The organism is Streptomyces sp. NRRL WC-3626 (assembly GCF_000718785.1).
In the GTDB taxonomy this organism is placed as follows: Bacteria; Actinomycetota; Actinomycetes; order Streptomycetales; family Streptomycetaceae; genus Streptomyces; species Streptomyces edwardsiae.
Genome location: NZ_JOCA01000018.1, coordinates 105,315 through 120,175, shown reverse-complemented (window position 1 = coordinate 120,175; position 14,861 = coordinate 105,315). Strand labels below are relative to the sequence as shown.

The following is a 14,861-nucleotide window of genomic DNA, read 5'->3' as shown; positions in this document are numbered from 1 at the left end:
GCGGTTGGCGGTGTCAGGCCGGGGTGGGGTTTCGGGGGGTGAGGAGTGGTGTGGCCGTTGCTGTGAGGGCGCAGGCGATGGCGGCCAGGAGCAGGCGGTGGTCGGTGTGGTCGGCCAGGGCCGCCGCTGCGGCCAGGCCCAGGACGTTCGGGGTGTAGATCAGGGTGTTGGCCGTGGCCGTGGCTCTGCCCAGCAGGGCGGGCGGGGTCTCGCGCTGGAGTGCCGTCAGAGTGGCGATCAGTACCGCCGGCAGGGCCGCGCCGATGGCCGCGCTGCATACCCATGCCAGAGGGTCGTTCGGGATCGCGCGCAGTCCCACCGCCGCGGCCAGCAGGGCGATGCCGTACGCCGCGAAGCGCCGTTCGCCCAGGCGCCGCAGGGCCGGGCCCGAGAGCAGGCCGACGAGTACCGAACCCGCGCCCTGGACGGCGTACAGCACGCCCGCGTACGCCGGGGAGTGGCCGAGGGACTCGACCACGGCGTAGATCAGCGCCCCGTTCAGGCCCGCGCACAGCATCGTGGCGCCGGCCGCCAGTACCAGCGGGCGCAGGACCGGATGCGCCCACAGATGGCGGGCGCCCTCGGCCGTACGCTCGCCGGGCGCGCGCACCGGCCGGTCCTCCCGTACCCGCAGCGACGCGTACACGACCGTGGCGAGCAGGAAGGTGACCGAGTCCAGTACCGCGACGCCCGCCCCGCCGTATGCCGCGTACAGGCCCGCGCCCGCCAGCGGGGCCAGCAGTTTCATGCCCTCGTTGGCGGTCATCCGCAGTCCGTTGAAGTCGCCGAGCAGGGAGCGGTCCACGGCGGTGGCGATCAGCGCCGACTCGGCCGCGTCATGGACGACGCCCGTCGCGCCGTACACGAACAGCACCGCGTACAGCAGCCACAGCCCCCGCGGGGAATCGACGGCGCACAGGGTCGGCAGGAGCGCCGCCATCAGCAGGCTCGCGGCGATCAGCAGCGGCCTGCGGCGGAACCGGTCGGCCAGGGTGCCGAGGAGCGGGCCGGCCAGGGTGGGCGCCCACATCGCCAGCATGCACAGCGCCGCGAGACCGTCCGAGCCGGTGAGGTCCTTGACCCACACCCCCGAGGCCAGCCACAGCGCGGAGGTGCCGAAGCCGGAGATCACCACGCCGGTGAGGTAGAGGCCGGCGTTGCGGTCGCGCAGCACGCGGGCCGGCGTCCATGTCGTCGTCATGACTGGTCATCGTGGATCTAAGGCACCCGCCGGGGGATCGGGCAGGTGCCTTAGACGGGCGATGAGTTTCGCCGCCGGGCCCGGTCCACCTCTCAGGAGCACCGTGCGATGAGGAGCACTCCCATGACCGACACCACGCTCGACCTCGGACCGCAGACCCGGATCGTGGCCCGTCTCGCCGAGGGCGTCACCGACGGGCAGCTGGCGGACGGGACACCCTGTCCGCGGTACGCGGTACGCAACATGCTGGGCCACCTCCTCGGGCTGGCCGTCGCCTTCCGGGACGCCGGCCGCAAGAGCCTGGGCGCCACCACCGACACCAGCCCGGAGGCCGCCCTGCCGGACATCGGGCCCGGCTGGCGGGAGCGACTGCCCACCGTGCTCGACGAGCTCGCCGAGGTCTGGCGGGACCCGGAGGCGTGGACCGGCACGACCCGCGCGGGCGGTCTGGATCTGCCGGGCGGGGTCGCCGGTGCCGTCACCGCCGACGAGCTGGTGATCCACGGCTGGGACCTGGCCCGCGCGACAGGGCAGCCGTACGAGCCCGACCCGGCCGCGCTCCAGACGGCGCACGACTTCCTGCTGGCCGCCGCCGCGGAGTCCGACGGAGGCGGCGGCATCTTCGGCCCCGTCGTCCCCGTACCGCCCACCGCCCCCCTCCTCGACCGGACGATCGGCCTCAGCGGCCGCGACCCGGACTGGACGCGTTCCGCCTGACGGCGAACGGTTCAGGGCGTTCGCATCATCGCGGTGGCACACGGACCGGCCCGTCCGGTCCGTGCCGGTCCTCCGCCCGCCCGAAAGCCGGCGGACCGTGTGCCCACCTCGACGAACCGTGCGTGCAGCCGGCCCGACCCGCCCGCGCGCGGCTCGGCGTCCCCCCACCGCGCGCGGCGCCGGACATCGCGAAAGCGAACCCGGGCCACCCCGCCCGGCGCTCGTCTCCCGGCCCACGACCGCCCGCCGCGGCCGCACACGAGCCCCATCAGGCAACTCCAAGTTCCTTTGTCAGAAGCATTGACGAGCACTCTCGGTCACTCCTACGGTCATCCGCGTCGTACTTCGTACGTCATATATGAGACGCGATACGCGAGATCAGATACGCGAGATCCGAGAGGCGCGCATGACCTCTGTGCCCACGCCGATCCCCTCCCGCACGCAGTACGTGCTGGAGGAGATCAAACGCCGCATCCTCACCGGCCGGTTCACACCGGGCCAGGCCCTGGTCGAGACCGACCTCGCCGCACAGTTCGGGGTGTCCAAGACCCCGGTGCGCGAGGCGCTCAAGACCCTGGCCGGGACCGGACTGGTCGTGATGAGCCAGTACAAGGGCGTCACGGTGCGCATGGTCGACGCGGACATGGCGCGCGAGGTCTACGACGTGCGGCTGCTCCTCGAACCCGAGGCGCTGAAGCGCGCCGTGAAGCGCGGCGCCTCCCTGGACGCCGCCCGTGACGCGCTGACGCGGGCCGCCCAGGCCGGCGACACCGCCGAACGCTCCCTCGCCAACCGGGAGTTCCACCGCGCCCTCTACGTGCCCTGCGGCAACCCGCTGCTCGGCCGGATGCTCGACGAGGTCCGCGACCAGGCGGCGCTCGTCTCGGCCGTCGCCTGGGCCACCGACCCCTCCTGGGACCGGGAGGCCAGCGAGCACCGCGAGATCCTGCGGCTCGCCCTCGACGGCGACGCCGACGGCGCGGCGCGCGCCCTGCACTCGCACATCGCGTCGTTCGTACGACGGGCCTTCCCCGAAGCGGAGTTCGACGGGGAATTCGTGGCCCCGGAAGCCCAGAAAGAGGACGGTCAGGCATGACAACGACGTTCGAGACCCAGCGGGCGGCCCTGGCCGACGTGGTGGCGATCCCGGTGACCCCGTTCGCCGAGGACGGCTCCCTCGATTCAGGCACCTACCGGGCTTTGCTGCGTCGTCTCCTCGACGGTGGCATCACGACCCTCACCCCCAACGGCAACACCGGCGAGTTCTACGCCCTGACCCCCGACGAGCGCCGGCTGGTCACCGAGCTGACCGTGGAGGAGGCCGGGGACCGCTCGGTGATCCTGGTCGGGGTGGGCCACGACGTGCCCACCGCCGTCGCCTCCGCACGGCACGCCCGTGAACTCGGCGCGCAGATGGTGATGGTGCACCAGCCCGTCCACCCCTACGTCGCCCAGAGCGGCTGGGTCGACTACCACCGCGCCATCGCCGAGGCCGTGCCCGAACTGGGCGTCGTCCCCTACCTGCGCAACCCCCAGCTGACCGGCGCCCGGCTCGCCGAACTCGCCGACGCCTGCCCCAACGTCATCGGCGTGAAGTACGCCGTGCCGGACGCGTCGAAGTTCGCCGCCTTCGCCCGCGACGCGGGACTCGAACGGTTCGTATGGGTGGCGGGGCTCGCGGAGCCGTACGCGCCCTCCTACTTCTCGGCCGGCGCCACCGGCTTCACCTCCGGCCTGGTCAACGTCGCGCCGTCCGTCTCGCTGAACATGATCGAGGCGCTGCGCTCCGGCGACTACCCGGCCGCGATGAAGGTGTGGGAGCAGATCCGCCGCTTCGAGGAACTGCGCGCCGCAGGCGGCTCCGCCGACAACGTCACCGTCGTCAAGGAGGCCCTCGCCTCCCTCGGCCTGTGCCGCCGCGAGGTCCGCCCGCCCAGCCGACTGCTGCCGAAGAGCGAGCGCGCCGAGGTCGCCGCCATCGCCGCGGGGTGGTCGATATGAACGCCAGGAAGCCCCCGGAGCAGCTGCGCAGCCACCAGTGGTACGGCACCGACGGCCTGCGCTCCTTCAGCCACCGCGCCCGCACCCGCCAGCTCGGCTACCTCCCCGAGGAGCACCTGGGCAAGCCGGTCATCGCGATCCTCAACACCTGGTCCGACATCAACCCCTGCCACGTCCATCTGCGCGACCGCGCGCAGGCCGTCAAGCGGGGCGTGTGGCAGGCGGGCGGCTTCCCGCTCGAGTTCCCGGTCTCCACCCTCAGCGAGACCTTCCAGAAGCCGACCCCCATGCTCTACCGCAACCTCCTCGCCATGGAGACGGAGGAGCTGCTGCGGTCGTACCCGGTCGACGGGGCCGTGCTGATGGGCGGCTGCGACAAGTCCACGCCCGCCCTGCTGATGGGCGCCGCCAGCGTCGACCTGCCCGCCGTGTTCGTGCCCGCCGGGCCCATGCTGCCCGGACACTGGCGCAACGAGGTCCTGGGCTCCGGCACCGACATGTGGAAGTACTGGGACGACAAGCGGGCCGGCCTCATCGGCGACTGCGAGATGCTGGAACTGGAGAACGGCCTGGCCCGCTCGCCCGGCCACTGCATGACCATGGGCACGGCGTCCACACTGACCGCCGCCGCCGAGGCCCTCGGCGTCACCGTCCCGGGCGCCTCCAGCATCCCGGCCGTCGACTCCGGACACGACCGGATGGCTGCCCGGGCGGGCATGACGATCGTCGACCTGGTCCACAAGGACCGCAAACTCGGCGACATCCTCACCGCGGAGGCCTTCGAGGACGCCGTCACGACGGTCCTCGGACTCGGCGGCTCCACCAACGCCGTCATCCATCTGATCGCCATGGCCGGCCGTGCGGGCGTCAAGCTCACCCTCGACGACTTCGACCGCGTCGCCCGCACCGTCCCGGTGCTCGCGAACGTACGGCCCGGCGGACAGAAGTACCTGATGGAGGACTTCCACTTCGCGGGCGGACTGCCCGGGTTCCTCTCCCGGATCCCGGACCTGCTCCACCTGGACCGTCCCACCGTCTCCCACGACACCCTGCGCGAGCAGATCGCCGGCGCGCAGGTGCACGACGACGACGTCATCCGCACCCGGGACAACCCGGTCGCGGACGAGGGCGGGGTCGCCGTACTGCGCGGCAACCTCTGCCCGGACGGCGCCGTCATCAAGCACATCGCCGCCGAACCGCATCTGCTCAAGCACACCGGCCGAGCCGTCGTCTTCGACGACTACAAGCAGATGCAGCGCACCATCAACGACCCGGCGCTGGACATCACCGCCGACAGCGTGCTGGTTCTGCGGGGCGCCGGACCCAAGGGCGGCCCCGGCATGCCCGAGTACGGGATGCTGCCCCTGCCCGACCACCTGCTCAAGCAGGGCGTACGGGACATGGTGCGGATCTCCGACGCCCGCATGAGCGGGACGAGTTACGGCACGTGCGTCCTGCACATCGCCCCCGAGTCGTACGTCGGCGGCCCGCTCGCCCTCGTCCGCACCGGGGACTCGATCACCCTCGACGTCGAGAACCGTCTGCTCCGACTCAACGTCGACGACGAGGAGTTGGAGCGCCGCCGGGCGGACTGGACGCCGCCGCCCGTGCGTTACGAGCGCGGTTACGGCGCGCTCTACAACGAGCAGATCACGCAGGCCGACACCGGCTGCGACTTCGAGTTCCTCGCCCGACCGGGCACGGTCCAGGACCCGTACGCCGGCTGACCGGCCGCAGGTCCGGCCCCCCGCACACCCATGAAGAAAGCGCTTCACCCGCACACGCACCACACAGCACGACGTACCGAGAAACGGAGAACAGTCATGGCCCATGCCGCAGCCGTGGCGAAACCGCCCAGGCCACCCCGGCGGCGCCGTGCCTCCGCCACGCCCCGCAGGCTTCCCTATCTGCTGATCGCGCCGGCCGCCCTGCTCATGCTGGGCTTCATCGCCTACCCGGTCCTCAGCGTCTTCTACTACAGCCTGCAGAACTACAACCCCACCAAGCCCTGGCGCAACGGCTTCGCGGGCTTCGACAACTTCACCCACATCTTCACCGAGGACCCGCTGTTCTGGGACACCCTCGTCTTCAGCGCCAAGTGGGTCTTCGTCGAGGTCGGACTGCAGCTGCTGTTCGGCCTGGCGCTCGCCCTCATCGTCAACCAGACCTTCGTGGGCCGCGCCCTCGGCCGCGCCATGGTCTTCTCACCGTGGGCCGTCTCCGGCGTGCTGACCTCCGCGATCTGGGTGCTGCTCTACAACTCCCAGACGGGCATCACCCGTTACCTCGCCGACATGGGCATCGGCGACTACGGCGTCAGCTGGCTGTCGGACACCTCCACCGTGTTCCCGGCGGCCGTCGTCGCCGATCTGTGGCGCGGAGTCCCCTTCTTCGCGATCCTCATCCTCGCCGACCTCCAGTCCGTCTCGAAGGACCTCTACGAGGCCGCCGAGGTCGACGGGGCCAGCCGCTTCAAGCAGTTCCTGCACATCACGCTGCCGCACCTGAAGGACGCCATCATCCTGTCCACGCTGCTGCGCGCCGTGTGGGAGTTCAACAACGTCGACCTGCTCTACACCCTGACCGGCGGCGGACCCGCGGGCGAGACCACCACACTCCCGCTGTACATCGCCAACACCTCGGTCGACGCCCACAACTTCGGCTACGCGTCGGCACTGACCACGGTCGCGTTCGTCATCCTGCTCTTCTGCTCGATGGTCTATCTGCGGCTGAGCAAGTTCGGAGGCGAGAAGTGATCACCAAGGAGGCCACCGCGGCCGCCCCCGCCCCCGCGCGCACCGCCCCCGCGCCACCCCGGCCGGACAAGAAGCGCCGGGCCTGGGACGAGGCACCCCGCTGGCAGATCTATCTGCCGCTCGGCATCTACCTCGTCTTCACCCTCATCCCCTTCTACTGGATCCTGCTCTTCGCGCTCCGCCCGGCCGGCTCGACCTCGCTCGTGCCCTGGCCGATGACCACCGTCCACTTCGAGAAGGTGTGGACGGACCGGTCCTTCGGCGTCTTCTTCCAGAACAGCGTGCTCGTCGGCGTCGCCACCCTGGTCATGACGACCCTGGTCGCCCTGGCCGGCGGCTACGCCCTCGCCCGGTTCGACTTCAAGATCAAGCGGGCGTTCATGCTGGGCCTGCTCTGCTCCCAGTTCGTGCCCGGCGCGCTGCTGCTCGTCCCGCTGTTCGAGATCTTCGCCGAACTGCAGATGATCAACTCCCTCGGCAGTGTCATCCTCGCCGAGACGGTCTTCCAGCTCCCCCTGTCGATCATCCTGATCAGCAACTTCATCAAGAACGTGCCGTACTCCCTGGAGGAGGCCGCCTGGGTCGACGGCTGCAACCGGTTCAAGGCGTTCCGGGTGGTCGTCCTGCCGCTGCTGCGGCCCGGTCTGATCGCCGTCGGCTCCTTCGCCTTCGTCCACTCCTGGAACCACTTCCTGTTCGCCCTGATGTTCCTCAACAACCAGGAGAAGCAGACCATCCCGGTCGGCCTCAACACCCTGATGAGCGCGGACAGCGTCGACCTCGGCGCGCTCGCCGCGGGCGGCATCATCGCGGCGGTGCCCGTCGTGCTCGTCTTCGCCTTCATCCAGAAGTGGCTGATCACCGGCTTCAGCGCGGGGGCGGTGAAGGGATGACGGCCGGTACGCCCGTTCCCGTCGTCCTCGCGGGCGCCCGCGGCCACGGCCGCTGGCACGTGGCGAACATCCGCCGCCTCCAGGAGCAGGGGCTCGTACGGCTCGCCGGCATCTGCGAGCTCACCCCGCTCACCGAGGACGAGTTCGGCGGCGAACTCCCGGAGCAGTCGGCCGACTTCGGCGCGCTCCTGGAGTCCACCGGTGCCCGGATCGCGGTCATCTGCACCCCGATCCCGACCCACACCGACCTCGCCCTCGCGGCGGCCGGACGAGGCGTGCACATCCTGCTGGAGAAGCCGCCGGCGCCGTCCTACGCCGAGTACCGGCGGATGGCCGACGGGGTCGCCGCGGCCGGGGTCGCCTGTCAGATCGGCTTCCAGTCGCTCGGCTCGCACGCCGTGCCCGCCATCCGCGCCATGGTCGAAGAGGGCGCCGTCGGCCGGGTGGTCGGCATCGGCGGAGCCGGCGCCTGGGTGCGGCCCGAGGAGTACTTCCGCCGGGCCCCCTGGGCGGGCCGGCGCCGGCTGAACGGCGTCGACGTGGTCGACGGAGCGCTCACCAACCCGCTCGCCCACGCCGTCGCCACCGCCCTCGCGCTCGGCGACAGCACCCGCGCCGAGGACGTCGCCGGCATCGAGACCGAACTGCTGCGCGCCAACGACATCGAGTCCGACGACACCTCCTGCGTACGGGTCACCACCGCACGCGGCGGCTCCGTCACCGTCGCCGCGACCCTGTGCGCGGAGCGGGCCGACGAGCCGTACGTGCTGGTGCACGGCACCACCGGACGCATCACCTTCTGGTACAAGCAGGACCGCGTCCTGCTCCAGCGCGCCGACCACGGCCCCGAGGAGACCCGGTTCGACCGCACCGACCTGCTGGAGAACCTCGTCGCCCACCTCACCGACGGCACCCCGCTGCTGGTCCCCCCGGACGAGACGGGCGCCTTCATGCAGGTCGTCGAGGCGATCCGCAGGGCACCCGACCCGGCACCGCTCCCCGACGGCGCCTGGCGGCACGTCCCCGGTGAGAACCGCCGGGTCGTGCCCGGCGTCGACGGACTCGTCGCGGCCGCCGCCGACACCCTGTCCCTCTACTCCGAGCTGGGCGCCTCCTGGGCCCTGCCCGCCCATCACCTGCCGAAAGAGGTGAGCACCCGATGACCGGCAACGACTCCGTGGTGCTGCGCGTCGCCGGCCGGCCCGTCGGCCGGTACGTCACCCGGCCCGAACTGCGGGCCCGGCTCTCCCCACGGCCCTATCTGCACCCCGTCACCACCCTGGCCGGCACGGCGGTCACCGAACTCAGCCCCGCCGACCACACCCACCACCTCGGCGTCGGTGTCGCCGTTCCCGACGTCGAGGGGTTCAACTTCTGGGGCGGACGCACCTACGTCCGCGACCGGGGCCCGACCGAACTGGACAACCACGGCTCCCAGCGGCACGCCGCCTACCAGCTGCGCGACCCCGACGGCTTCGTCGAGGAACTGCGCTGGGTGGCCGCGCCCGGCGAGCTGCTGCGCGAACGCCGTACGGTCGCCGCCACCGGACTCACCGACACGGCCTGGGCGCTGGACTTCACGTTCTCCCTCACCAACGTCACCGGTGAGCCGCTCTCCCTCGGCAGCCCCGCCACCAACGGCCGGCCCGGAGCCGCCTACGGGGGCTTCTTCTGGCGGGCCCGCAAGGAGGAGACGGCACCGGACGTCCTCACCGCCGACGCCGAGGGCGAGAGCGAGGTCCACGGCCGGACGGCCGACTGGATCGCCCTCACCGGCTCCACCTGGACCCTCGTCTTCGCCGGGGCCACCGAACGGACCCGCCGGGACCCCTGGTTCGTGCGCACCGCCGCGTACCCGGGCGTCGGCTCCTCCCTCGCCCATACGGACCGGCTGCCCGTCCCGCCCGGCGAGACCGTGGTCCGCCGGATCGTCACCGTCGTCGCCGACGGCCGGCTCGACCGCACCGAGGCCGCCGCCCTGGTCCGCAAGGCGGTGAGCCCGTGACCGCCGCGCCGACCGACACCACCTACCGCAACCCGGTCCTGAACGCCGACTGGTCCGACCCGGACGTGATCCGCGTCGGCGACGACTTCTACCTCACCGCCTCCAGCTTCGGCCGCGCCCCCGGACTGCCCCTGCTGCACTCCCGCGACCTGGTCAACTGGACCCTCGTCGGCCACGCCCTCGAACGCCTCGGCCCCGAGAGCGAGTTCACCACCCCCCGGCACGACTGCGGTGTCTGGGCACCCGCCCTGCGCCACCACGACGACCGCTTCTGGATCTTCTGGGGCGACCCCGACCAGGGCATCTTCCAGGTCAACGCCCCCGAGATCCGCGGCCCTTGGAGCAGCCCGCTGCTGGTCAAGGCCGGCAAGGGCCTGATCGACCCGTGCCCCCTGTGGGACGACGAGACCGGCGAGGCGTACCTGGTGCACGCCTGGGCCAAGTCACGCTCCGGTGTCAAGAACCGGCTCACCGGCCACCGGATGCACCCCCACGGCACCGAACTCCTCGACGAGGGCAAGGTGATCGTCGACGGCGACGGCATCCCCGGCTGGTTCACCCTGGAGGGGCCCAAGCTCTACCGGCACGACGGCTGGTTCTGGATCCTCGCCCCCGCCGGGGGAGTGGAGACCGGCTGGCAGGGCGCCCTCCGCTCCCGCGCCTTCTTCGGACCGTACGAGGAGAAGGTGGTCCTGGAGCAGAAGGACACCGACGTCAACGGCCCCCACCAGGGCGGCTGGGTGCGCACCCCGTCCGGCGAGGACTGGTTCCTGCACTTCCAGCAGCGCGGCGCGTACGGCCGTGTCGTCCACCTCCAGCCGATGAGCTGGAGCGCCGACGGCTGGCCGGTGCTCGGGGACGACGGCGCCCCCGTCGCCGTCCACCGCCGGCCGGACCTGCCCCCGCAGCCGCCCGCCGCGCCCGCCACCGACGACGACTTCCCCGGCGGACGCCACGGCCGCCAGTGGACCTGGACCGCCAACCCCAGGGAGGGCTGGGCCACCCAGCACTCCGCCGACGGGCTGCGGCTGACCTGTGTCCGCTCCGCCGACGCGCACGACCTGCGCCGGCTGCCCCACGTCCTCACCCAGCGGCTGCCCGGCACCCCGTGCACCGTCGAGGTGGAACTGCGGCTCGACAGCGGGGAACCCGGGGCACGCGCCGGGCTCGCCGTCCTCGGCGACGCCTACCGCTGGATCGGACTCCAGCGCGGCACCGACGGTGCCGTACACCTGGTGCACCGGTTCGCCGAGACGGTCGCCGAGCAGGAACGCGACGCCGGCCACCCTCGGCCCGCACCCGACGGCACCGCCCTGCTGCGGATCGAGATCGGCGCCGGGGCGCGCTGCCGCTTCCTCGCCGACACCGGGGACGGCTTCCGCCCCACCGGCCAGGTCTTCGCGGCCACCCCCTGGCGCTGGGTCGGGGCGCTCCTCGGCCTGGCCGCCGTGGCACCGGCCGGTCAGGGACACGCCGGCACCGCCACGTTCACCCGGTTCCGGATCAGTACCCCCGAGAGGGGCTGAGCGGCGCCGGCCACGCCAGACCCCCCACAACTTCATAGTCCGTTGGATCCAGAAGAAGAGAGCCGACCAATGAAGATCAGCAATCTCAGAAACAGCACGAGGCGCCGTGCATCGGCCGCCGTCGCCCTGGGGGCCGTGCTCGCCCTGACCGCCACCGCCTGTGGAGACGACGGCAGCGGCGGGGGCGGCGACAAGGGCGCCGAGGGCAGCGGCAAGGGCAAGATCGTCTTCTGGGACAACAACGGCGGTGTCCGCACCGAAATCTGGAAGGAGGTCATCGCGGACTTCGAGAAGGCGAACCCGGACATCGACGTCCAGTACGTCGGTATCGCCTCCACCGAGTACCAGTCCAAGGTCGACACCGCCATCCAGGGCGGCGGCCTCCCGGACGTCGGCGGTATCTCCGCCTCGATGCTCGCGGGCTTCGCCGCCCAGGGCGCGCTCGAGACGCTGGACTTCCGGCTGGCCAAGTCCCCGCTGAACGGCAAGCTCAACAAGGACATGATCGAGTCGATGCGCGCCGCGGGCGGCGGCGACGACAAGCTGTACTCGATCCCCACCTCCGCGAACAACGGCGTGCTGTACTACCGCACCGACCTGTTCGAGAAGGCGGGCCTGGAGGAGCCGACCACCTGGGACCTGTTCTACAAGGCCGCCGAGAAGCTGACGAACAAGGGCAAGAACGAGTTCGGCTACACCATCCGCGGCGGCGCCGGCTCCATCGCCCAGGCCCTGGACGCGGCGTACGGCCAGTCCGGCATCACCTCGTTCTGGGACTCCTCCGGCAAGAAGACCACGGTCAACGACCCGAAGAACGTCGAGGCCCTGGAGAAGTACGCGGCCCTGTTCAAGAAGGTCACTCCCGCGGCCGACCTCAACAACGACTTCACCAAGATGGTCGCGCAGTGGGACTCCGGCACCATCGGCATGCTGAACCACAACCTCGGTTCGTACCAGGACCACGTCAAGGCGCTCACCACCGACAAGTTCCGGGGCATCCCGCAGCCGATCGGTCCCGGCGGCAAGCGCGTCCAGGTGTCCAACCCGGTCGACGGCGTCGGCATGTTCCAGAGCTCCAAGAACAAGGAAGCCGCCTGGAAGTTCATCGAGTTCGCCACGTCGGCGGCTTCCAGCTCGAAGTTCAACGAGTCGGCCGGTCAGGTGCCGGCGCACGCGGACGCGGCGAAGGACGACTGGATCGGCAAGGCGGAGCCGACGAAGCTGGCGGCGGACGCGTTGAGTGACGGTTCCACCAGTATCGTGCAGCTGCCCTACTACCTGCCGGACTGGAACACCATTTCCAAGGCGGACAACGAGCCGAACTTCCAGAAGGTGCTTCTGGGGGACATGAGTGCGAAGGAATTCCTGGACACGATGGCTGAGCAGTTGAACGAGGCTCAGGCCGAGTGGCAGGAACAGAAGGGTTAAGAAGCGGTTTCGCCGGGGGCGGCCTGGTCGTCTTTTGGCCGCGGGCCGTCCCCGGCTGGTCGCGCAGTTCCCCGCGCCCCTGGGTAGTTGTCCGTCACCCTCGTCGAAAGGGATACCGGCGTGTCGCTCAGCCGTAGACAGGTTACTTCCGCTGCCGTTGCTTCCGTTCCTCTGGCGTTCGGCGCGGCCGGTGTTGCTCAGGCCGGTTCGCGGCGCCGGCGCACTCTTCACATCGCCGGGGATTCCACCGCTGCTCAGAAGTACGCCGATGCCGCGCCCGAGACCGGGTGGGGGATGGCGTTGCCCTTCCTGCTCCACCGGAGTCTCACCGTCTCCAATCACGCCGTGAACGGGCGGAGTTCCAAGAGTTTCGTCGACGAGGGGCTGCTCGAGGGGATCCTCTCCTCCATCCGGCCCGGGGATCTCCTCCTCGTGCAGTTCGCGCACAACGACGAGAAGAGTGCCGATCCCACCCGCTACACCGAGCCCTGGTCGACGTATCAGGAGTATCTGCGGATGTACGTCGACGGGGCGCGGGCACGCGGGGCGCGGCCCGTGCTGGCGACCGCCGTGGAGCGGCGGCGGTTCGACGCCGACGGGCGGGCCCTGCCGAGCCACGGGGAGTACCCGGCGGCGATGCGGGCGCTGGCCGCCGAGGAGCGGGTCGCGCTGCTCGACGTGCAGGCGCTGTCGCTGGCCCTGTGGCAGGAGCTCGGGGCCGAGGAGACCAAGAAGTACTTCAACTGGACGGCGACCGAGCAGGACAACACGCACTTCAACCCGCCGGGCGCGATCGCCGTCGCGAGGCTGGTGGCCCGGGAACTGCTGCGCACCCGGGTGCTCGGCCCGCGCGACGTGCGGCCGGACGCCGGGATCCCGGAGTCGTGGATCACCTGGCCGGAGCCCGTCGCGTAACACCCCCTGGACCATGAGAAGGAGAGCCGCACCATGAGCAGATCGAAATGGCATGGGCATGCCACGGTGAGAGCCGCCTCGCTGGCCGGCTGCACCGCCCTCGTACTGGCCCTGACCGGGACCGGCGCCCAGGCGCACTCCCCGTCGCACCACCACCGTGACGCCGCCCGGCAGACCCTGGGCGCCCACGACGGCTGGGGCTCCTACGGCACCGGCACCACCGGAGGCGCCGACGCCGACCGCGCGCATGTGTACACCGTGCGCACCTGGGCCCAGTTCAAGGAGGCCCTCGCGGCCGGCGGGGACGCGCCGAAGATCATCAAGGTGAAGGGCACCATCGACGCCGTCTCCGAGGGCTGCGACGCGTTCGCCGCGCCCGGCTACGACTTCGACGACTACCTCGAGACGTACGCACCGCAGACCTGGGGCCTGGAGCAGGACCTCGCCGCGGAGCCCGACGACAGCCCGGAGGGACTCCGCAGGGCATCCGCCGCCGCCCAGGACACGGCCATCAAGGCGAACGTCCCCTCCAACACCACGATCATCGGGGTCGGCCGCGACGCCGGCATCAAGGGCGCCAGCCTCCAGATCAAGAACGTGGACAACGTCATCGTCCGCAACCTCACCCTCGAGAGCCCCCTCGACTGCTTCCCGCAGTGGGACCCGACCGACGGCGACCAGGGCAACTGGAACTCCGAGTACGACACCGCCGTCGTCTACGGCTCCACCCATGTCTGGCTGGACCACAACACCTTCACCGACGGCGAGCACCCCGACAGCGAGGCCCCCACCTACTTCGGGATGCTGTACCAGCAGCACGACGGCGAACTGGACATCGTCCGGGGCGCCAACTACGTCACCGCGTCCTGGAACGTCTTCACCGAGCACGACAAGACGATCCTCATCGGCAACAGCGACAGCGAGTCCACCGCCGTCGGCGACCGGGGAAAGCTGAAGGCCACCTTCCACCACAACCTGTTCGACGGCCTGGTGGAGCGCGCGCCGCGCGTCCGCTTCGGACAGGTCGACGTGTACAACAACCACTTCGTGGCGAAGGCCGGCTACGCCTACAGCCTCGGCATCGGCAAGGAGTCCCAACTCGTCGCCGAACACAACGCGTTCACGCTCGCCAAGGGCGTCAGCCCGGCGACGGTCCTCAAGAAGTGGAGCGAGGCGCCGCTCACCGCCGCCCACAACGTGGTCAACGGCAAGCGGACCGACCTGATCGCCGTGCACAACGCGGAGATCCCCGCCGAGACCCTCCAGTCCGGTGCGGGCTGGACGCCCACCCTGCGGACGGCCGTCCACCCGGCCCGGACGGTCCCGTTCCTGGTCGAGCACGGCGCGGGCGCCGGCCGTATCCGCTGACCCTCCCCGACGGCCGGCCGGTGCGGTCCGCCCCCACTGCGGCCCGCACCG

General features: G+C 71.1%; 13 protein-coding genes. 12 read left to right on the top strand and 1 reads right to left on the bottom strand.

Annotated elements, in window-relative coordinates:
* Positions 1-13 precede the first annotated feature (13 nt).
* On the bottom strand, positions 14-1,201 hold the full coding sequence (locus IF28_RS0125120; protein WP_030224496.1) for an MFS transporter: 1,188 nt from the start codon (positions 1,199-1,201) through the stop codon (positions 14-16).
* A gap of 123 nt (positions 1,202-1,324) precedes the next feature.
* Between IF28_RS0125120 and IF28_RS0125115 the strand changes: the two genes are divergently transcribed.
* The 12 genes from IF28_RS0125115 (at position 1,325) to IF28_RS0125060 (ending at position 14,810) form a co-directional block, all read left to right on the top strand.
* A complete protein-coding gene (locus IF28_RS0125115) occupies positions 1,325-1,918 on the top strand; it encodes a TIGR03086 family metal-binding protein (protein ID WP_030224493.1) in 594 nt (197 codons plus the stop codon).
* Positions 1,919-2,324: 406 nt separating this feature from the next.
* On the top strand, positions 2,325-3,014 hold the full coding sequence (locus tag IF28_RS0125110; RefSeq protein ID WP_030224491.1) for a GntR family transcriptional regulator: 690 nt from the start codon (positions 2,325-2,327) through the stop codon (positions 3,012-3,014).
* Positions 3,011-3,919: a dihydrodipicolinate synthase family protein gene (locus IF28_RS0125105; protein WP_030224489.1), complete on the top strand. Its 909-nt coding sequence runs from the start codon at positions 3,011-3,013 to the stop codon at positions 3,917-3,919. The genes IF28_RS0125110 and IF28_RS0125105 overlap by 4 nt, the downstream gene beginning before the upstream one ends.
* Positions 3,916-5,646, top strand: a complete 1,731-nt coding sequence (gene araD / locus IF28_RS0125100) for an L-arabinonate dehydratase (RefSeq protein ID WP_030224487.1) — start codon at positions 3,916-3,918, stop codon at positions 5,644-5,646. The genes IF28_RS0125105 and araD overlap by 4 nt, the downstream gene beginning before the upstream one ends.
* A 96-nt stretch (positions 5,647-5,742) precedes the next feature.
* Positions 5,743-6,675: a carbohydrate ABC transporter permease gene (locus IF28_RS0125095; RefSeq protein WP_030224485.1), complete on the top strand. Its 933-nt coding sequence runs from the start codon at positions 5,743-5,745 to the stop codon at positions 6,673-6,675.
* On the top strand, positions 6,672-7,568 hold the full coding sequence (locus tag IF28_RS0125090) for a carbohydrate ABC transporter permease (protein ID WP_030224483.1): 897 nt from the start codon (positions 6,672-6,674) through the stop codon (positions 7,566-7,568). Before IF28_RS0125095 ends, IF28_RS0125090 begins: the two co-directional genes overlap by 4 nt.
* On the top strand, positions 7,565-8,731 hold the full coding sequence (locus IF28_RS0125085) for a Gfo/Idh/MocA family protein (RefSeq protein WP_030224480.1): 1,167 nt from the start codon (positions 7,565-7,567) through the stop codon (positions 8,729-8,731). Before IF28_RS0125090 ends, IF28_RS0125085 begins: the two co-directional genes overlap by 4 nt.
* Positions 8,728-9,573, top strand: coding sequence for a PmoA family protein (locus tag IF28_RS0125080; RefSeq protein WP_030224478.1), 846 nt, complete (start codon positions 8,728-8,730; stop codon positions 9,571-9,573). The genes IF28_RS0125085 and IF28_RS0125080 overlap by 4 nt, the downstream gene beginning before the upstream one ends.
* On the top strand, positions 9,570-11,099 hold the full coding sequence (locus IF28_RS0125075; RefSeq protein WP_030224476.1) for a glycoside hydrolase 43 family protein: 1,530 nt from the start codon (positions 9,570-9,572) through the stop codon (positions 11,097-11,099). Before IF28_RS0125080 ends, IF28_RS0125075 begins: the two co-directional genes overlap by 4 nt.
* A gap of 69 nt (positions 11,100-11,168) precedes the next feature.
* Positions 11,169-12,527 carry an ABC transporter substrate-binding protein gene (locus IF28_RS0125070; RefSeq protein ID WP_030224473.1) on the top strand — a complete coding sequence of 453 codons (1,359 nt, stop codon included), beginning with the start codon at positions 11,169-11,171 and terminating at the stop codon, positions 12,525-12,527.
* A 120-nt stretch (positions 12,528-12,647) separates the two neighbouring features.
* Entirely contained in the window at positions 12,648-13,442 is a 795-nt protein-coding gene (locus tag IF28_RS0125065; protein WP_030224469.1) for a rhamnogalacturonan acetylesterase, read from the top strand.
* Positions 13,443-13,475: 33 nt separating this feature from the next.
* Complete coding sequence (locus tag IF28_RS0125060; RefSeq protein ID WP_030224467.1) at positions 13,476-14,810, top strand: pectate lyase family protein; 1,335 nt, start codon at positions 13,476-13,478, stop codon at positions 14,808-14,810.
* The last annotated feature ends 51 nt before the right edge of the window (positions 14,811-14,861 follow it).